This is a genomic window from Anaerostipes hominis (ex Lee et al. 2021) (assembly GCF_002270485.1).
GTDB classification, from domain to species: Bacteria; Bacillota; Clostridia; order Lachnospirales; family Lachnospiraceae; genus Anaerostipes; species Anaerostipes hominis.
Genome location: NZ_NQOG01000001.1, coordinates 274,887 through 295,119, shown reverse-complemented (window position 1 = coordinate 295,119; position 20,233 = coordinate 274,887). Strand labels below are relative to the sequence as shown.

Annotated in this window: 21 protein-coding genes; all 21 read left to right on the top strand. The window is 46.2% G+C overall.

The window, feature by feature from the left end; all coding sequences use genetic code 11:
- Positions 1-5: 5 nt before the first annotated feature.
- Positions 6-2,645 carry a valine--tRNA ligase gene (locus CI597_RS01480; protein WP_024726654.1) on the top strand — a complete coding sequence of 880 codons (2,640 nt, stop codon included), beginning with the start codon at positions 6-8 and terminating at the stop codon, positions 2,643-2,645.
- A gap of 40 nt (positions 2,646-2,685) precedes the next feature.
- Positions 2,686-3,885: a bifunctional folylpolyglutamate synthase/dihydrofolate synthase gene (locus CI597_RS01475; protein ID WP_235824525.1), complete on the top strand. Its 1,200-nt coding sequence runs from the start codon at positions 2,686-2,688 to the stop codon at positions 3,883-3,885.
- Positions 3,882-4,025, top strand: coding sequence for a hypothetical protein (locus CI597_RS18065; RefSeq protein ID WP_022261227.1), 144 nt, complete (start codon positions 3,882-3,884; stop codon positions 4,023-4,025). The genes CI597_RS01475 and CI597_RS18065 overlap by 4 nt, the downstream gene beginning before the upstream one ends.
- A gap of 13 nt (positions 4,026-4,038) precedes the next feature.
- Positions 4,039-5,370: a tetratricopeptide repeat protein gene (locus CI597_RS01470; protein ID WP_024726656.1), complete on the top strand. Its 1,332-nt coding sequence runs from the start codon at positions 4,039-4,041 to the stop codon at positions 5,368-5,370.
- Between the two features lie 121 nt (positions 5,371-5,491).
- A complete protein-coding gene (gene spoIIAA, locus CI597_RS01465) occupies positions 5,492-5,797 on the top strand; it encodes an anti-sigma F factor antagonist (protein WP_006565629.1) in 306 nt (101 codons plus the stop codon).
- An 18-nt stretch (positions 5,798-5,815) separates the two neighbouring features.
- Positions 5,816-6,229 (top strand): anti-sigma F factor, encoded by a 414-nt coding sequence (gene spoIIAB, locus CI597_RS01460; protein WP_024726657.1) that lies wholly within the window; start codon positions 5,816-5,818, stop codon positions 6,227-6,229.
- A 9-nt stretch (positions 6,230-6,238) separates the two neighbouring features.
- Complete coding sequence (locus CI597_RS01455; RefSeq protein ID WP_024726658.1) at positions 6,239-6,964, top strand: SigB/SigF/SigG family RNA polymerase sigma factor; 726 nt, start codon at positions 6,239-6,241, stop codon at positions 6,962-6,964.
- A gap of 171 nt (positions 6,965-7,135) precedes the next feature.
- A complete protein-coding gene (gene rho, locus CI597_RS01450; protein ID WP_024726659.1) occupies positions 7,136-8,479 on the top strand; it encodes a transcription termination factor Rho in 1,344 nt (447 codons plus the stop codon).
- A gap of 109 nt (positions 8,480-8,588) precedes the next feature.
- Positions 8,589-8,789, top strand: a complete 201-nt coding sequence (gene rpmE, locus CI597_RS01445; RefSeq protein WP_009290709.1) for a 50S ribosomal protein L31 — start codon at positions 8,589-8,591, stop codon at positions 8,787-8,789.
- A 78-nt stretch (positions 8,790-8,867) separates the two neighbouring features.
- Entirely contained in the window at positions 8,868-9,800 is a 933-nt protein-coding gene (locus CI597_RS01440) for a DUF1385 domain-containing protein (protein WP_024726660.1), read from the top strand.
- Positions 9,793-10,629 carry a peptide chain release factor N(5)-glutamine methyltransferase gene (gene prmC, locus CI597_RS01435; protein ID WP_024726661.1) on the top strand — a complete coding sequence of 279 codons (837 nt, stop codon included), beginning with the start codon at positions 9,793-9,795 and terminating at the stop codon, positions 10,627-10,629. Before CI597_RS01440 ends, prmC begins: the two co-directional genes overlap by 8 nt.
- 11 nt (positions 10,630-10,640) lie before the next feature.
- Positions 10,641-11,714, top strand: a complete 1,074-nt coding sequence (prfA, locus tag CI597_RS01430; RefSeq protein WP_024726662.1) for a peptide chain release factor 1 — start codon at positions 10,641-10,643, stop codon at positions 11,712-11,714.
- 2 nt (positions 11,715-11,716) lie between these two features.
- Positions 11,717-13,615 carry an NAD(+) synthase gene (locus CI597_RS01425; RefSeq protein ID WP_024726663.1) on the top strand — a complete coding sequence of 633 codons (1,899 nt, stop codon included), beginning with the start codon at positions 11,717-11,719 and terminating at the stop codon, positions 13,613-13,615.
- 191 nt (positions 13,616-13,806) lie between these two features.
- Positions 13,807-14,256 carry a PTS sugar transporter subunit IIA gene (locus tag CI597_RS01420; protein WP_024726664.1) on the top strand — a complete coding sequence of 150 codons (450 nt, stop codon included), beginning with the start codon at positions 13,807-13,809 and terminating at the stop codon, positions 14,254-14,256.
- 14 nt (positions 14,257-14,270) lie between these two features.
- A complete protein-coding gene (locus CI597_RS01415; RefSeq protein WP_024726665.1) occupies positions 14,271-15,707 on the top strand; it encodes a PTS ascorbate transporter subunit IIC in 1,437 nt (478 codons plus the stop codon).
- Between the two features lie 48 nt (positions 15,708-15,755).
- On the top strand, positions 15,756-16,052 hold the full coding sequence (locus CI597_RS01410; RefSeq protein WP_024726666.1) for a PTS sugar transporter subunit IIB: 297 nt from the start codon (positions 15,756-15,758) through the stop codon (positions 16,050-16,052).
- Between the two features lie 15 nt (positions 16,053-16,067).
- A complete protein-coding gene (locus CI597_RS01405; RefSeq protein ID WP_024726667.1) occupies positions 16,068-16,940 on the top strand; it encodes an L-ribulose-5-phosphate 3-epimerase in 873 nt (290 codons plus the stop codon).
- Between the two features lie 11 nt (positions 16,941-16,951).
- Complete coding sequence (locus CI597_RS19085) at positions 16,952-17,332, top strand: HAD family hydrolase (RefSeq protein ID WP_024726668.1); 381 nt, start codon at positions 16,952-16,954, stop codon at positions 17,330-17,332.
- 16 nt (positions 17,333-17,348) lie between these two features.
- The gene (locus CI597_RS01395; RefSeq protein WP_024726669.1) at positions 17,349-18,035 is read left to right on the top strand and encodes an L-ribulose-5-phosphate 4-epimerase; all 687 of its coding nucleotides are present in this window, start codon (positions 17,349-17,351) and stop codon (positions 18,033-18,035) included.
- A 12-nt stretch (positions 18,036-18,047) separates the two neighbouring features.
- Entirely contained in the window at positions 18,048-19,151 is a 1,104-nt protein-coding gene (gene ulaG, locus CI597_RS01390; RefSeq protein WP_024726670.1) for an L-ascorbate 6-phosphate lactonase, read from the top strand.
- 17 nt (positions 19,152-19,168) lie between these two features.
- Positions 19,169-20,227, top strand: a complete 1,059-nt coding sequence (locus CI597_RS01385; protein WP_024726671.1) for a hypothetical protein — start codon at positions 19,169-19,171, stop codon at positions 20,225-20,227.
- Positions 20,228-20,233: the final 6 nt, after the last annotated feature.

Sequence of the window (20,233 nt, the reverse complement as noted above, 5' to 3'; positions counted from 1 at the left end):
ATGAGATGAGTAAAGAATTGGAAAAGACTTATAACCCGTCTGAGATTGAAGACCGGTTATACCAGAAGTGGCTTGACAACAAATATTTTCATGCAGAAGTGGATCACAGCAAAAAACCGTTTACGATCGTGATTCCTCCTCCCAATATTACGGGCAAGCTCCATATGGGACATGCACTGGACGAGACTATGCAGGATATCTTGATCCGTTTTAAGAAAATGCAGGGTTACAATACCCTTTGGCAGCCGGGAACGGACCATGCCAGCATCGCAACGGAAGTCAAGATCATCGAGGCGCTGAAAGAGGAAGGCATTGAGAAGGAGGATCTGGGAAGAGAGAAGTTTCTTGAGAGAGCCTGGAAGTGGAAGGAAGAATACGGCGGAACCATCGTCAGCCAGTTAAAGAAGCTTGGTTCTGCCTGTGACTGGGACAGAGAACGTTTTACGATGGATGATGGCTGTTCCAAAGCAGTGGAAGAGGTCTTTATCAAGTTATATGAAAAAGGTTATATCTACAAGGGTTCCAGGATCATTAACTGGTGTCCGGTCTGTCAGACTTCGATCTCCGACGCCGAGGTAGAGCATGTGGACCAGGCAGGACACTTCTGGCATATTAAATATCCGGTTGTGGGAACAGATGATTATTTAGAGATCGCTACCACCCGTCCCGAGACAATGCTCGGAGATACGGCCGTGGCTGTCCATCCGGACGATGAAAGATATACGCATCTGGTTGGAAAAATGTTAAAGCTTCCGCTCTGTGACAGACAGATCCCGATCGTGGCGGACGAATATGTAGATAAGGAGTTTGGAACCGGTGCCGTGAAGATCACACCGGCCCATGATCCAAATGATTTTGAAGTGGGAAGACGACATGACCTTCCAGTGATCAATGTGATGAACGATGACGCCACGATCAATGAAAACGGCGGCAGATATGAGGGCATGGAGCGCTATGAGGCGAGAAAAGCCATCGTAAAAGATCTGGAAGAACAGGGATACCTGGTAAAAATAAAAGAACACGAGCATAACGTCGGAACCCATGACCGCTGCAAAACCACCATCGAGCCGATGGTTAAACCGCAGTGGTTCGTAAAGATGGACGAGCTCGCGAAGCCTGCCATCGAGGCGGTTAAAAACGGGGACATAAAATTTGTGCCGGAACGTTATACAAAGACATATCTGCACTGGCTTGAGAATATTCGTGACTGGTGTATCTCCAGGCAGCTCTGGTGGGGACACAGGATTCCTGCATATTACTGCGATGAGTGCGGTGAAACTGTGGTGGCAAAAGAAAAACCGGAAGTATGCCCAAAATGCGGATGTACACATTTTACTCAGGATGAGGATACTCTGGATACCTGGTTCAGCTCTGCGCTGTGGCCGTTCTCCACGTTAGGCTGGCCGGAACAGACGGAGGAACTGGATTATTTCTACCCGACCAACGTATTGGTAACCGGATATGACATTATCTTTTTCTGGGTTGTCAGAATGGTATTTTCGGGATATGAGCATACAGGGAAAGCACCGTTTGACACGGTGCTGATCCACGGGCTCGTGAGAGACGACAAAGGAAGAAAGATGAGCAAATCTCTGGGCAACGGAATCGATCCTTTGGAGGTCATCAGCCAGTATGGGGCAGATGCACTGAGATTTACTCTGGTCACCGGAAATGCACCGGGCAATGATATGCGTTTTTACATGGAGCGTGTGGAAGCCAGCCGGAATTTTGCCAACAAAGTGTGGAATGCATCCCGTTTTATGATGATGAACTTTGAACAGGCGGACTTCTCTCATGTGGAACTTCCCGACCTGACAAGCGCAGACCGCTGGATCTTATCCAAGTTCAACACTCTGGCCAAAGATGTGACGGATAATATGGACAAATATGAGCTGGGAATTGCCGTACAGAAGCTTAATGACTTTATATGGGAAGAATTTTGTGACTGGTATATCGAGATGGTGAAACCGCGTCTTTATAACGATGAAGACAACACGAAAGCCGCAGCTTTGTGGACACTGAAAAAGGTACTCTCCGAATCACTGAAGCTGCTTCATCCATTCATGCCGTTTATCACAGAGGAGATCTACTGTAATCTGACAGGAGAAGAATCCATCATGCTGGCATCCTGGCCGGAATACAGAAAGGAATACAGCTTTGCTCAGGAAGAAGCCGCAGTGGAACTCATGAAAGAAGCGGTGAGGGGAATCCGTAATATACGGGCCGAGATGAACGTATCCCCGAAAAAGAAAGCAAAAGTATTTGTTGTCTCTGAGAAGAAAGAAGTGAGGGATATCTTTGAACAGGGCAGGGTCTTCTTCGGAACCCTCGGGTATGCAAGTGAAGTCTGCGTACAGGCGGATAAAGAAGGAATTGCCGGGGATGCCGTATCCACAGTCGTTCCGGATGCCGTAATCTATATGCCGTTTGCAGAGCTTGTCGATATTGAAAAAGAAATTGAGAGACTGAAAAAAGAACAAAAGAAACTGGACGGAGAGATCAAGCGGTGTGAAGGCATGCTCAATAACGAACGTTTCTTAAGCAAAGCACCGGAACAAAAAGTAGAAGAAGAGAAAGAAAAGCTGTCAAAATACCGGCAGATGCTCGAGAAAGTGGAAGAACGTCTGGGCCAGCTTGTAAAATAACATGACGGATTTTGAAGAAGCAAGAAATTATTTGAATCATGTGACGGGTTTCGCTAAAAAAACATCCTTATCCAATGTACAATGGATTCTGGATGTTTTGGGAAATCCGGAAAAAGCTCTGTTCATGATCCATGTAGCAGGTACCAACGGAAAGGGCTCGGTCTGTGCATTTCTGGACTCGATTCTTACGGGTGCAGGAAAAAGGACCGGACGGTTTTCGTCCCCGCATTTGATCCGCATGGAAGAACGGATACAGATCGGCGGCAGAGAGATCTCCGAAAAAAGATTTGCAGAAGTCTTTGCAAAAGTAAAGAGTGCTGTCTTTCTGGCAGTAAAGGAGGGGGCAGAACATCCTTCCTTCTTTGAATTTCTGTTCTTTATGTCACTTGTATTTTTTCAGGAAGAAAATGCGGAGGTCTGTATCATCGAGACCGGAATGGGCGGAAGACATGATGCGACTAATGTGATCGTGCCGAGGCTTTCTGTTATCACTGCGGTGAGTCTTGATCATCAGGAATTTTTAGGAAACACTCTGGAACTGATCGCCGCGGAAAAAGCAGGGATCATAAAACCGGGGGTTCCTGTGATCTGTCTCAGGCAGAAGCCTGAGGTTCTCAGGGTATTTCAGGAAGAGGCGGCACATAAAGATTCGGAATTCCTAACAATTTCAAAAGATAATCTTATTTTTTCTGAAAAAAGCAGTGATTATATTGATTTTTTGAGAAAGAGTGCGTATGATAAAAAGAGTAAATGCTTGAAATTAGGCCTGTTGGGCGATTTTCAGTATGAGAATGCCGCTCTTGCAGCGGCTGCAGTCCGCCTGCTGTTTCCTGACCTGAAAAGAAAGACGGTATTTAACGGTCTTTCCTCGGCTTTTCTGGCAGGACGGATGGAGGAAGTGAGCCCCAATATTTTTATAGACGGAGGACATAATCTTCAGGCGGCGGAGGCATTCTGCCATACACTAGAGAAGTATTTTCCGCAGAGAAAACTGATTGTTTTTGCCCCTTCCCATAAGAAGGAAGAAGAGGGCATCCTGAAGCTTCTCACGGGAGTTGAAAACTTGGAAGGGATCATAAAGGTTCCGGTTGTGAACCGGGAGATACCGGAGGATGATTTCTTAAAGGCATATAAGACAATAATACAAAAGTCAGAGGAGGGGGTTCTCTGCTTTTGTATCGGCTCTTTTTATTTAGCTGGTAAGGTTAAAACGTTTATCTTGAATGGAGGAAGAAAATGATTAATTACAGAGAAGAGTTAAAAAAATTTGAACCTTGCTTAGATGTGGATCAGGCAGAGGATGCCATTTACAGCGATGATTTAAAAGATGTAGAAGATCTGATCAATGAAATCAAAAAAGACATAGAAGAAGAGAAATAGTAAGGTGGCAGATATGAAGAGTAAGGAAAAGATTAAAAACAGTTCCAAATACTACTACAATCTTGGGCTGGAGAAAGCCAATGCCAACGATCTGACCGGGGCTGTAAAGAACCTGAAAGCTGCGTTGTTTTATGACAAGAATGACATGAATGCCAGGAATCTTTTGGGCTTAGTCTATTATCAGATGGGTGACATCGTCCCTGCCCTGAGCCAGTGGGTTATCAGCAGCAATCTGAAAAAAGAAGAAAACGCGGCCATTGATTATCTGAAAGATGTGCAGGAGAATCCTGTCCAGCTTGACACGGTCAATCAGGTCATTAAAAAGTATAATCAGGCTCTTGTATATGCAAAACAGGGGAATGAAGACCTGGCAATGATCCAGCTGAAAAATGTTGTTTCCATGATGCCGAATTTTATCAATGCACAGCTTCTGATCGCCCTGCTTTCCATCAAAGATGAGAATTTTAAAGACGCCCAGAAGGCTTTAAAAAATGTGCTGGATGTTGACTGCAAAAACCCAAGGGCATTAGAATATCTGCAGGAGACGGAAACTCTTTTAAAACCTGCGGACATGAAAGCAGAAGACAGTGATTCCGAGAAGACAGAAGGACCGAAAAAGAAGGGTATTAGTAGCGTTGTAGGCAAATACGAGGAGCTGCCGTCCAACCGCCACCGCATGGTATATATGGTAGGAGGCATTGTGATCGGCGTGCTTGTTTCTCTGGTGCTCTTATATCCGAGTATTAGGAAGGCATCCAGCTACAAGTATTCATCCAAAATTGAAAATTATAAGGAACAGCTTCTCGCCAAAGAGACTCAGTTAAAGAGCAACGAAAAAGACATCAAAGAGGCAAAGGCTGCTGAGGCAAAGGCGAAGAAAGAATTAAAAGAATTTGTGGGAGACAGCAAGACAGAGGGAATCTATGATTCTCTGCTGACAGCTATGCAGTATTACGGCGACCGTCAGTATACGGAGTCTGCCGATGCCCTGCTGAACATAGACAGGGATAAGCTGGGCTCAAAGAAGATGAAAGAGATTTATGACGATCTGGAACAGAAGGTTTACCCATATGCGGCCACAGGCCTTTACAATAAGGGAATCAGTGCGTATAATCAGGGCAACTACAAAGATGCCATCAGCACCCTGAAAAAAGCCATCAAAGTCAAAGACACAAATGTGGGATCTTATTTCTACCTTGCCAGATCTTATGAGAAAAATGGTGACAAAGACAAAGCCATCAAGGCATACGAGGATGTCATCCAGAAGTTCCCGGGCACCAACAGTGCAAGGAATTCACAGAATTATCTGAATCAATTACAGAACAAAAAAGCTAAAAATCTTTAAAACAGCATTTGGGCTGACAAAGAAACCGATAAGACACGAAAGAGAAATATATCCGGAAGATATCAAAACCTTCCGGTGTATTTCTCTTTCATTTTTTTATCATTAAAGGAGTGAATCATCTATGGCAACAGAATATCAGGTTGAAAACAGGACACTGTACGTAAGGCTTGACGGAGAACTGGATCATCATTTGGCAGAGCGTGTCAGGCATAAATGTGATGTGATCCTGAAGTCATATCCGATCAGGGATATTGAATTTGATTTTAAGAATACCGGTTTTATGGACAGCTCCGGGGTAGGAATGATCCTTGGGCGGTACAAGCAGCTGAAGCCTCTCGGAGGCACGGTGAGCGTGGTAAATGTCAACGATGTGGTAAAACGGATCGTACACATGGCGGGTCTGCACAAGATCATCAATGAGCGATAGCGATAGGGAGGATAAGAAATGATACATTTAGAATTCAACAGCGAATCAGAAAATGAAGGGATCGCAAGAGTGCTGGCGGCAACCTATATGATGAAGTTCGACCCGACGATGGAAGAGATGGCAGATGTGAAAACGGCGGTTTCCGAGGCGGTCACGAACTGCATCGTCCACGGCTATGAGGACGACCAGGGAAAGATCTGCATGGATATTTCAAATGAAGGCAGTGTTTTGAAAATCGTCATTGAGGATTTCGGTGTCGGCATTCCGGATGTGAAACAGGCAATGGAACCTATGTATACTACAAAGCCTGATGAGGAGCGGACGGGGATGGGATTTTCCTTTATGGAAGCATTCATGGACAAGATCGAAGTCAGCTCCGAGTCAGGAAAAGGGACCAGAGTCATCATGGAAAAGAAAGTGACCGGGAAATAGGCCTTTTATATGGACGAGACAAGAGAATTGTTAAAGCTTACGAAAGAAGGAGATCAGGGTGCGAGAGAGAAGATAGTGCTTGACAACATGGGACTGATCTGGAGTGTGGTAAAGCGTTTTACAGGTCGGGGACACGAGCCCGAAGATCTGTTCCAGATCGGGAGCATCGGACTTTTAAAGGCAGTGGACAAGTTTGACCTCTCCTATGATGTGAAATTTTCTACTTATGCGGTGCCGATGATCACCGGGGAGATCAAACGGTTTTTAAGGGATGACGGGATGATCAAGGTCAGCCGTTCCTTAAAGGAGATCGCCTACCAGGTCCGGCAGGCAGGAGAGGCCTTTGCCATGAAGTACAACAGGGAAGCAACTATAGATGAACTCTCCAGAGAGACAAAGATCGCCAGAGACGAGATCGTCGTCGCACTGGAGGCAAACAAAGATGTGGAATCTATTTATCAGCCAAGCTATCAAAGCGACGACAGCCAGGTGCTTTTGGTGGACAAACTGCCGGGAGAGGAAAATGAGTCGGACACTGTCATCAACCATGTGATGCTGGAAGAACTCATGGATACGCTGTGCGGAGAGGAGAGAGAATTGATCACCATGCGATACTTCCATGGGAAGACACAGCAGGAAATCGCGAAAAAACTTTCGATTTCCCAGGTACAGGTTTCAAGGATGGAGAAGAAAATTTTACTCCGTATGAGAAAACAAATTCTTGGACATAGTTGAAAATTGTGGTAGTATAATCTAAGAGGGAAATTTCCCTCTTACGATTACAATTCTGTAAAGATCGATCAGATTACAGGTCATCGGATACATCATCCATTTACCCGCACTGAATATTGCATATCGAATCAAAACAAGAAAAATCTTATGTATTTAAACAAAGGAGAACATTCTATGGTATATGAATCTATGTCTTTGCTCGAACTTAGAAAGGCGGCAAAGGAAAAGAAGCTGAAAGGCATCAGCAGTCTGAAAAAGCAGGAGTTGATTGAATATTTAAATGATTATGACAATGAACATAAACAGAGTGATCCGGAACCGGAGAAAAAAGCAGAGCAGACAAAAGACGCCAGGACTGACCGTGTTCCCAGAGACATAAAAAGCCTGGACAGCGGAAAAAAAGCCAATGGGATACTGGAAGTTCTGCCGGACGGTTATGGATTTATTCGCTGTGAGAATTATCTCCCCGGAGAGAATGATATTTATGTTTCACCGACCCAGATCCGGAGATTTAACTTAAAGTCCGGAGACATCTTAAACGGCGCCATCCGCGTAAAAAGCCAGAATGAAAAATTCGGAGCCCTGCTGTTTGTAGAGTCCGTAAACGGATATCACCCCGAGGCGGCAGCAAGGAGGAAGCATTTTGAAGACCTCACGCCGATCTTTCCGAACCAGAGGCTCAGACTGGAGACCGAGCGGGCGACGATCCCGATGCGCATGGTGGATCTTCTCTCACCTGTGGGAAAAGGGCAGAGGGGTATGATTGTATCACCTCCCAAAACGGGAAAGACCACGCTGTTAAAACAGATGGCCCAGAGCATCAGCCAAAATTATAAAAATATTAAGCTGATCGTGCTGCTCATCGATGAGAGACCTGAGGAAGTGACAGATTTTAAGGAATCTGTGGAGGGACAGAACGTGGAGGTCATCTATTCTACTTTTGATGAGCTCCCCGACCATCATAAGAGGGTGTCGGAAATGGTTCTTGAGAGAGCAAAACGCCTCGTAGAACATAAAGAGGACGTGGTCATCCTTTTGGACAGTATCACAAGGCTTGCCAGAGCGTACAACCTCACCGTGCCCCCGAGCGGAAGGACTCTCACAGGAGGGCTTGACCCGGCGGCACTCCACATGCCAAAAAGATTTTTCGGAGCGGCTAGAAATATGCGGGAGGGCGGAAGCCTTACGATTCTTGCCACTGCACTGGTGGAGACCGGAAGCAAGATGGATGATGTCATCTTTGAAGAATTCAAGGGAACCGGAAACATGGAGCTAGTGCTAAGCCGCCATCTCTCTGAGCGCAGGATCTTCCCGGCGGTGGACATCGCCAAATCCGGTACAAGAAGGGATGATCTCCTGCTTTCCAAAGATGAACAGTCCGTGGTCACCGCACTGCACAAAGAATTGTCCGGAAGCCGTTCAGATGAGTTTTTCGAACAGACACTGAATATGTTTAAACGTTCTAGAAATAATAAGGAATTTATTGAATTTGCGAAGAAATCCCTGCTGAGAAAATAAGAGAAAAAGTATTTGCATTGTGGAAGATGCTGTGATATAATGAGAAAGCTGTTTAAGAATAAACAAAAGGAATGTTTAAGATAAACTAAGATCAAAGAGGTGAAGAAACATGCGCGAAGGAATCCATCCAGAATACCATCAGGCAAAAGTAGTCTGCAACTGCGGTAACGAATTTGTAACAGGATCTACAAAGGAAGATATCCACGTTGAAATCTGTTCTAAGTGTCATTCTTTTTACACTGGACAACAGAAAGCTACTCAAGCTCGCGGACGTATTGACAAGTTCAATCGTAAGTATGGTACTAAGTAGAAAACATGAAATGATAGGTTGAGGTTGCGAAATCTCAGCCTATTTTGTTGTATTGGGATTTATCAGAAAGGACTGACTATGAAAGTAAGGATTGGCGGGCAGGCGGTCATGGAAGGCGTCATGATGAAGAACGGAGACCGCTATGCAGTTTCTGTGAGAAAACCGGACGGGGAGATCGAGACGAAGACCGAACGGTATATGAGCATATCCGATAAATATTCGGTCCTGAAGCTCCCGGTCCTGCGGGGAGTCGTAAATTTCGCGGAATCTATGGTGGTCGGTATGAAGACGATCGCTTATTCGGCTGACTTCATAGAGGACGGGGAAGAAGAGCCGTCCCGGCTGGAACAGTGGCTGAACCGCCATTTCTCAGAGAAGTGGGAAGGGGTCCTCATGGGAGGCATCGTGGTACTGTCATTTGCCATTGCTATCGGGCTGTTCATGGTGCTGCCTTATTTCCTCTCCAACATTTTTGAAGGATTCGGCATGAGCCGTCCGGCTGTTCTGCTGCTGGAGGGCCTGATCCGGGTGGGAATTTTTTTAGGATATATCATTCTCATATCCAGAATGAATGATATCAAACGGGTCTTCATGTATCACGGGGCCGAGCACAAAACGATCAACTGCCTGGAGGCAGGGGAGGAGCTCACACCTGAAAATGTAATGAAATATTCCAGACTGCACAAGCGGTGCGGCACCAGTTTTCTGTTTTTTGTCATGATCATAAGCATTATATTTTTCTTTTTTATCCGTGTCGACACGGTGTGGCTGAAAGTTGTATTGAGACTTCTGCTGGGCCCGGTGATCGCAGGGGTATCCTATGAGTTTATCCGGCTCGCCGGAAATTCAGACAATCCGGTGATCACGGCGCTCAGCAAGCCGGGGCTGTGTCTTCAGCTGCTGACGACGAAAGAGCCGGATGAGAGCATGATCGAAGTGGCAATCCGGTCAGTGGAAGGTGTCTTTGACTGGAAGACATATCTGGAGAAAGAAAGGAAAAAACGTGAATAGGAAGATTTGGGTCACATATGGAGCGGAAAAGCTGCGGGAAGCGGGGATCGATAACCCGGATGGTGAAGCATGGTATCTGTTTTCCCATAGTTTTTCTTTAAGCCGGGAAGAATACTTATTTTCGATGACTACACCGGTGGAAGAAGGGGAAGAATTAGAGCAGTACAAAGCTTTGCTGGACCGCCGGATCAGGGAGAGGGTCCCTCTCCAATACCTGACCGGGACTCAGGATTTTATGGGATATACATTCCGGGTGACTCCGGATGTGCTCATACCGAGACAGGATACGGAAAGTGTCATTGAGGCGGTTGTGGAAGGGAACTATCCCCATGAAAGTATCCTGGATGTCTGTACAGGCTCCGGATGTATTGCCATCAGCCTCTGTCTGATGCTGAAGCCGGACGTATGCATCGGTACAGATATTGATGAAAAGGCCTTGGAAATTGCAAAAGAGAATGGAAGAAGACTGGCTCCTATGGTAAAATTTAAAAAGAGCGACCTTTTTTCCGGGGTAGACGGTTCTTTTGACCTGATCATCTCCAATCCTCCGTATATTCCTACAAAAGACTGTATGGAACTGATGCCGGAGGTAAAAGACCACGAGCCTATGCTGGCTCTTGACGGAAAAGAGGACGGGCTGTATTTTTACCGACAGCTTGTAGGGACGGCCCCGAAGCATTTGAACGGCGGAGGCACCCTCGTATTTGAGATCGGTTATGACCAGGGAGCGGCGGTAAAAACGATGATGGAGGAAGCAGGGTTTTCCTCTGTGGAGATAAAGAAAGACTTGGCGGGCCTTGACCGGATGGTCATCGGAACGCTGGCATAAAGGAGAAGAAGATGTTTGATAAGTTAGAAAGTTTAGTAGAGAGACTGGATACCGTACTCCAGCAGCTCAATGACCCGGATGTGGCAACGGACCAGAAACGTTTCAGGGATCTGATGAAGGAGCAGAGTGATCTGGCTCCCATCGTGGAGAAATATAAGGAATATGTGCAGGAGAAACAGAACATAGAGGAAAGCCTGGAACTTTTGGAAGAGGAATCCGATGAGGAGATGAAGGAACTTGCGAAAGAGGAACTTGCAGAGTCCAAAGCGAATGTAGAGCGGCTGGAAGAGGACTTAAAGATTCTTCTGATTCCAAAAGACCCAAATGACGACAAGAACATCATTGTGGAAATCCGGGCCGGAGCCGGCGGGGATGAAGCTGCCCTGTTTGCGGCAGACGTGGCCCGCATGTACAGGAGTTATGCGGAAGGACGCCGCTGGAAGGTGGAAACACTGAGTTTTAATGAAAGCGGGATCGGAGGCTTTAAAGAGCTTGTATTTATGATCTCGGGCCAGGGTGCCTATTCCAGGTTTAAATATGAAAGCGGAGTGCACCGTGTGCAGAGAATCCCGGCCACTGAGTCCGGCGGAAGGATTCATACATCTACGATCACTGTGGCCATTATGCCGGAAGTGGAAGATGTGGAAGTGGAAGTAGATTTAAATGACTGTAAGTTTGATGTATTCCGTGCATCCGGAAACGGAGGACAGTGTGTCAATACGACAGACTCAGCGGTGCGGCTGACTCATCTGCCGACCGGAATCGTTGTATCCTGTCAGGATGAGAAGTCACAGCTTAAGAATAAAGACAAGGCATTGAAGGTGCTGCGCTCCCGGCTGTATGAGCTGGAGCAGCAGAAGGCCCACGATGCAGAGGCTGAAAAGAGAAAGAGCCAGGTGGGAACCGGAGACCGTTCCGAGAAGATCAGAACTTACAATTATCCTCAGGGCCGTGTGACAGATCACAGGATCAAGCTGACTCTCCACAAATTGGATTCTGTCATGAACGGGGATCTGGATGAGCTGATCGACAGTTTAACCGCTGCGGACCAGGCAGCCAAATTAAGCAATATGGAAGAAGAGTAGATATGAAAGATGGTTTTATTAAAGTAGCTGCGGCGACACCGAAGGTGAAAGTCGCAGATCCGGAATATAACACAAAAGAGATCATAAAAATTATCAGACAGGCAAGAGATGAGGAGGCCAGCCTTCTGGTTCTTTCCGAACTGGCCGTTTCCGGCTATACATGCGGGGACCTGTTTTTGCAGGACCCTCTGCTGGATGAATCCCTTAGGGGACTCATGGAGATTAAGAGGGAAACAAAAGGGATGGACATGGTCGTCATCGTAGGCTGTCCTTTAGTTGTGGAACATAAGCTTTATAACTGCGGTGTGTTTTTATTTGACGGGCGTATTTTAGGTGTGGTGCCGAAGATTCACCTTCCGAATTACGGAGAGTTTTATGAAGCCAGACATTTTGCAAAAGGAAAAAGAGAAGTAAAAGACATTTTGCTGGATGGTGAGTATGTTCCGTTTGGAGCGAACATCCTGCTGGAATGCACAAATATCCCCGAACTGACCATTGCCATGGAAATCTGTGAGGACCTCTGGGTTCCACTTCCGCCAAGCACTTATCACGCTCTGGCCGGAGCAACCGTCATCTGTAATCCATCTGCCAGTGTGGAGATCACCACGAAGGAGGTTTACAGGAGCGCTCTTGTGTCAAATCAGTCTGCAAGACTGCTCTCAGGTTACGTGTATGCCAATGCAGGAGAGGGAGAATCCACAACAGATGTGGTTTACAGCGGACACCATCTGATCTGTGAGAACGGAACTGTGCTGGCGGAGGCAAAGCGGTTTGTAAATGATGTGATCTATGCGGATATGGATGTGAAGCGTCTTGCGGCAGAGAGAAGAAAAATGACCACCTTTTTCGAGGAAGAATCTGAGGAATACCGGAGTGTACCGTTTATTCTTCCGATAAAAGTTAACCAGCTTACAAGAAAGTTTCCAAAGAATCCGTTTGTGCCGTCCAGCAGGGAAGAGCGGGAGAAACGGTGTGATGAGATCTTATCCATTCAGTCTATGGGGCTGAAAAAACGTCTGGAACATACGAACTGCACACATGCGGTGGTGGGAATTTCCGGAGGACTGGATTCTACCCTTGCGGTTTTAGTGACCGTGCGTGCTTTTGATATGCTGGACATTCCAAGGGAAAATATTATCTGTGTAACGATGCCATGTTTTGGAACGACGGATCGGACGTATCAGAACGCGGTATCCCTGATCCATGAATTGGGAGCTACTTTAAAAGAAGTCAATATTGAAAAAGCCGTCAGACAGCATTTTAAAGATATTGAACATGAGGAAGATGTCCATGATGTGACTTATGAAAACTCCCAGGCCAGAGAGAGGACTCAGATCCTTATGGATATTGCAAACAAGTACAACGGCATGGTCATCGGGACAGGTGATATGTCGGAGCTTGCTCTTGGCTGGGCTACCTATAATGGGGACCATATGTCCATGTATGCGGTGAACTGTTCTGTGCCGAAGACTCTGGTGCGGTACCTGGTACTGTATTATGCAGAGACGGTTGAAAATAAAGAGTTATCCGACGTGCTGATGGATGTGCTGGATACCCCGGTGAGTCCGGAGCTGCTTCCTCCGGTGGACGGTGTGATCTCACAGAAGACAGAGGACTTGGTGGGGCCTTATGAGCTGCATGATTTCTTCCTATATTATATGCTGAGATTCGGATTCCCGAAGGCAAAGCTTTACCGTATGGCAAAGCTTACATTTGCAGGTGACTATGATGATGAAACCATACAAAAGTGGCTGGATAAGTTCTACTGGCGGTTCTTCAGCCAGCAGTTTAAGCGCTCCTGTCTGCCGGACGGGCCGAAGGTGGGAAGTGTTGCGGTGTCTCCGAGAGGAGATCTGAGAATGCCGAGCGACGCCAGCGTGAATATCTGGCAGAAATCATAAAAAGAGAAATAGAGATTGTTCTAGTTTTAGAACAATCTCTATTTTTTTGTCAAGATAAAGAACTGAAGTTGCACGTTTGTGCGGAAACTGAGAATTTGTTGTAAGCGATATTTGAAAATGCTAAGATATAACCAACTTAAGTGAGAGAAGTTAGAGGAAAACATACAAGTTGCATAAAAAAGGAGGTAATTATGAAAAGCATAATCAATGCAGAGAATATCCAGCTGAACGCAGAAGCTACAGATTGGAAAGATGCCATGGAAAGGTCAGGGAAGCTCCTGGTGGACAGCGGTTACATTACACCGGACTATATTGATCTGACCATCCGGTGTGTGGAGGAAAACGGCCCCTATATCGTCATTACCCCAGGGCTTGCGTTGTCACATTCCAGACCTGATGCAAGTGTACATAAAACAGGACTCAGCCTTTTGACCTTAAAGGAACCGATCCGCTTCGGAAGCGAAAATGATCCGGTAGATATTGTACTTACTCTGGCTGCCACAGATGATACTTCCCATTTAGAGATGCTGCAGGGAATGGCCGAATATATTTCGGAGGAAGAAAATCTTGAGGCAATAAGGACAGCAAGAGATCCAGAGACGGCAGCCAAAGCGATCAATGAATTTGAAGCTGATCTTTAGGGAGGAGTAAAAGAATGGAAGTATTAAACACATTTTTCACATTTATCTCCAACAACATTCTCACAAGAGCTGAATTGTTTGTAGGGCTGATCGTATTGATAGGATACATATTACTGGGGAGAAAATGGTACGAGACCATGGCTGGTTTTATAAAGGCGGTGGTAGGATATATGATCTTAAATGTAGGATCTGCAGGGCTGGTCACAGCTTTCCGGCCGATTCTTGCGGGGCTGAACCAAAAGTTTCATTTGAACGCAGTGGTGATTGATCCGTATTTTGGGTTAAACGCAGTCAATGCAGCATTGGAAAACATCGGCCTCTCAGCCGCATGGACTATGACATCTCTGCTTCTTGCTTTCCTGTGGAATATTCTCTTACTGATGTTCCGGAAGGTGACAAAGCTTCGGACCTTACTGTTGACAGGACACATCATGGTACAGCAGGCGACAACCGTCACATGGATTGTATTTTTGTTTGTGCCGGGTCTCAGGAATATCTGGGGAGCCGTGGCAGTGGGGATTCTTGTGGGGACCTATCAGGCTGTATTTTCTAATCTCACAGTGGAGCCCACTGATCACCTGACGGACGGAGAAGGCGGGTTCGCTATCGGACATCAGCAGATGTTTGCAGTTTGGCTCACAGATAAGATCGCACCAAAGATAGGAAAAAAAGAGGACTCCATTGAGAATATAAAGCTTCCCGGATTTTTACAGGTTTTTAGTGACAATGTTGTATCCACGTCAGTTTTGATGTTTCTGTTTTTCGGAGTGATCATGGCGGTTCTGGGAGAAGAATTCCTGCGGGGAATCGATGATAGCTTTTCAAAGGATACGGCTTTTATCATCTATATCTTTTCCAAGGCACTGAGCTTTACGGTTTATCTGAATGTACTTCAGGCAGGTGTCCGCATGTTTGTGGCAGAACTGACCGAATCCTTTAAGGGTATTTCAGACAAACTTCTGCCCGGGGCAATCCCGGCAGTGGACTGCGCGGTAGCTTACGGATTTGGCCCGGCAAACGCTGTCACCATCGGATTCTTCTTCGGAGCTGTCGGACAGTTTTTGGCCATCGCGGGACTTCTGCTATTTCATTCCCCGGTCATGATCATTGCGGGATTCGTTCCCTTGTTTTTTGACAATGCAACCATCGCAGTCTACGCCAATAAAAGGGGCGGCGTAAAAGCGGCAATGATCCTTCCATTTGTATGCGGAGTGATCCAGGTAATGGGCGGTGCAGTCTGTGCCCTGCTGCTTCAGCTGGTGGCATTTGGGGGATGGCATGGAAATATTGACTTTTCAACCATTTTCCTCGGAGTATCTTATATTGTAAAGTATCTGAAAATACCGGGAATCATTCTCTGTGTGATTGCGATGCTTGCAATCCCGCAGCTTCAGTACTTAAGATCTGATAAGGAAAAATATTTTAAGATCGGACAGGAAGAAGAATATTGACCAGGCAGGTAAGAAACTAAAAATATGAAATAAATGGAGGTAATAATTATGAGAATCAAAGCACTTGCAGCATGTGGAAACGGTATGGGGTCCAGCCAGATGATCAAAATGAAGATAAACAAGGTATTTAAACGGCTGGGGATCGAAGCGGAAATCGGACATATGAGTGTCGGGGAGGCAAAAGGTGTCGCAAACAATTACGATATGATCTTTGTCTCCGAAACTTTTACATCTCAGTTCCATCCGGGGAAAGATACAAAAATCATAGGACTGAAAAACCTTCTGTCCGAAAAAGAGATCGAGGAAAAGATCAGAACAGCATTGGATATGCCAAAAGAATCATAGAGGAGAAAAAGGAAGATGTATGACATTAAAAGAAATCCTTTAGGAATTTATGAGAAGGCTCTGCCTGATTCCTTTTCATGGAAAGAAAAGATCCAGGCGGCGAAGGCGGCAGGATATGATTATATAGAAATCTCAATTGATGAATCAGAAGAGAGGCTCTCAAGGCTTGACTGGACGGACAGCCAGATAGAAGAAATCCGTGAATATATGAGGCAGGAAGATATCGTGATTCCTACTATGTGCTTAAGCGGCCACAGAAAATATCCGTTTGGAAGCAAAAACATGGAGACGAGGAAAAAGGCATTTGAAATCATGGAAAAAGCGATCCTTCTGGCCCAAAAACTTGGTATCCGGTGCATCCAGCTGGCTACATATGATGTCTACTATGAGGAATCGGATGAACAGACTGAAAGGCTCTTTTTGGAAGGAATGAAAAAGTCCGTGGAGATGGCCAGCAGAGCGGGAGTCATCCTGGCAATGGAAATCATGGATACGAAATTTGTAGGTACGATCTTGAGGGCAATGCATTATCTGAGAGAAATTCCGTCCCCGTATTTTAAGATTTATCCGGATATGGGAAATCTGACTCAATTCAGCAGCGATGTGGGAAGTGAGCTGGAACTTGGTATAGCCGAAACCGTGGCCATCCACGTAAAGGAGACAAAACCGGGAGTATTTAAGAATGTTCCGTTTGGAGAGGGAACGGTTCCGTTTACGGAGATTTTCAGGAAACTGAAGGAATTAAATTATACGGGCATGTTTTTGATCGAAATGTGGGCAGACAATACAAAAGGGCAGTCCATGGAGGAGGCGGTTGAGACAATACGCAAAGCCAGAGATTTTGTAGAGGACAAGATGCGCAGGGCGGGAATGAATCCTGCGGCGTAATGGGGGAAAACATGTATCGGATGGTGGTTACTGACCTGGACGGAACTTTATTAAACTCAAAAAAGCAGTTAGGGGATGATCCCGGGAACGAGAGACTGGTCATTCACAGAAAGTTTAACTGGACGCTTGACGCAGAGGACAGAATTCCCATCCGCATCGTAAAAGATCTGGAGGAGTATGTGAAGCATACGCAGGTTTACAAAATTGTAGCCAGCCATGAGGATAAAAAATTTCTGGATGAAGTCAATGATATGGAAATACTGAAAGCAGCAGGGCTTGGCATCGCCATGGGAAATGCAGATCCAGAGGTAAAGAGATATGCGGACTGTGTCACGTTATCAAATGACGAGGACGGCGTGGCTGTAAAAATAGAAGAATTATTCGGAGAATAAAAGAAAGGAGATTTTTATGCTGGAGGATTTAAAGCAGCAGGTATATGAGGCAAATATGGAACTGCCCAGAGAGGGCCTGGTAACTTATACATGGGGCAATGTCAGCGGGATTGACCGGAGCAGGGAGTTGTTTGTAATTAAGCCAAGCGGTGTGGATTATGAAAGTCTTACTCCAGAGCAGCTTGTCGTGGTGGACTTGAATGGGGAGAAAGTGGAGGGGGATCTTAATCCTTCATCGGACACCCCTACCCACCTGGAACTTTACAGGGCATTTCCGGAAGTGGGAGGAATCGTCCATACACATTCCTCATGGGCCACATCATGGGCACAGGCAGCCAAGGGAATTCCGTGCTATGGGACCACACACGCCGATTACTTTTACGGGGAGATTCCATGTGCCAGATCTTTGACACCGGAAGAGATCGACCAGAACTATGAAACGAACACAGGGCTTGTCATTGCGGAAACTTTTATGGGAAAGAATCCTATGTATGTGCCGGGGGTGCTCTGTGCAAACCACGGGCCGTTTTCCTGGGGAAGGAATGCAGGGGAGGCGGTACATAACGCAGTCGTTTTAGAAGAGGTTGCCAAGATGGCATACCGGACGGAGCATCTGAGAAAAAGTGTGGAGGCCGCTTCCCAGGATCTTCAGGATAAACATTTTTTCAGGAAACACGGGGAACATGCATATTACGGCCAATAAAGGAGGATTAAGATGAGTAAAATAGAAGAGATTACGAGAGAAAGCTGGATCATGGGTACTTTTCCGGAGTGGGGGACCTGGCTGAATGAAGAGATTGAGCGCGAGGAAGTGAAACCGGGAACCGTTGCCATGTGGTGGCTTGGATGCACCGGGATGTGGTTTAAGACGCCGGGCGGCTGTAATATTACGGTGGATCTATGGTGCGGCAACGGGAAAAGAACCCACGGAGACGGAAAAATGAAGGTGGGACACCAGATGGCAAATATGTGCGGGGCCCGCGCTATGCAGCCAAATCTCCGGGCAGTTCCATTTGTGCTGGATCCTTTTGCGGTGAAACAGGTAGATGCAGTATTGGCGACCCATTATCATCAGGATCATATGAGTGCAGAATATGCGGCACATGTGATACAGAGCAATATGACAACTGTAGATGAGAACGGAAAAGAGATCCCGGTACCGTTTATTGGCCCTAAGAAATCAGTGGAGCTCTGGCAGAAGTGGGGAGTGCCTGAGGACCGCTGTATCACCGTAAGGCCGGGGGATACAGTCAAGATAAAGGATCTTGAGATCATAGCCCTGGATTCCTTTGACCGCACCTGTCTTGTGACTACGGATTCTACAGGGGCCGACAGGGAAGAACTGACCGGGATCTGCCCGACTGACATGGATGACAAAGCGGTGAATTATTTGATTAAGACACCGGGCGGAAATATTTATCACAGCGGGGATTCCCATTACTCTATCTATTTTGCCAAACATGGGAAAGATTATGATGTGGATGTGGCGTTTGGTTCTTACGGGGAAAATCCAGTCGGCATGGCTGATAAGATGACATCCTGCGATATCCTCAGAATGGCAGAGGCTCTTCAATGTAAGGTTGTGATTCCGATCCATTACGATGTGTGGACCAACTTTATGGCAGACGTGAATGAGATCAGAGTACTGTACGATATGAAAAAAGACCGGCTGGATTATAAGTTCCATCCATTCTTCTGGGAAGTAGGAGGAAAATATATTTATCCGGCAGATAAGGACAAAAAGGCATATCATCACCGGAGAGGGTTTGAAGACTGTTTCGAGGCACCGCAGAATATCCCATTCCGCTCCTGTTTATAAGAAAGAGAGGAGAACGAATGAAAGTAAAGAAAAAAGTGATCGGGAATCTGGAAAAGTGTTATTCCATTGCCCCTCTTTCTTATCATGGGAAAGACTATATGCTGGTGGCAGCGGAAAAGGTAAATCAGTGCCGTCTGTATGACTTGGATGGAAAACTGGCCGATGTGATCTGGGAAGGACCGGGGGGAACCATGTCTATGGTCCAGATCCCCGGTACTGACGGAATCTTTTTGGCCACCCAGCGGTTCTATTCTCCAAATGACTCTAAAGAAGCCAAGATCGTATTGGTTTCTCCCGGAGAAAGTGGATGGAGTGTAAGAACAGCTGCAAAACTTCCGTTTGTCCACAGGTTTGATATCATCACCAGAGACGGCATCAGTTATGTGATCGCATGTACTTTGAAATCCGGACACGAATATAAAGAGGACTGGAGAAGCCCGGGAAAAGTGTATGTGTGCAGGCTGCCGGAAAATATGGACGCAATTGATGAAAACCATTCTCTGATATTTACTGTTTTAAAGGAAGGGATGTTTAAAAACCATGGATACTGTAAAGCAGCGATGGAAGGAATAGAATGTGCGTTTACGGCATCCAATGAAGGAGTTTTTCAGTTTATCCCCCCGGCAGCAGGGGAAGATGCATGGGTGATCAGGCAGCTGACAGACCAGCCTTCCAGTGATATGGCATTTGCAGATATGGACGGGGACGGGGAGCCGGAAATGCTGACGATCTCGCCGTTCCACGGAGATACAGTCCGTATTCTGAAGAAGCAGAACGGTCAATATAGAACTGTTTATACTTATGAAAAGCCGGCGGAATTCGCTCACGGAATCTGGGGCGGGGACATCCTGGGAAAACAGGGAGTCCTGGTCGGCCACCGCAAAGGCGAACGGAATCTTATGTTTTTTACCTGCGGGGAGGAAGGCTATGAAGCAGAAATCATAGACCGGAATGTGGGACCTGCCAATGTCCTGTCTTACCAGACTGAGGAAAAATCCTATATTCTTTCTGCCAACCGGGAAATTAATGAAATTGCTCTGTACGAGGTGGAAGAAGGGGAAACAACTGTGATATAATGACGG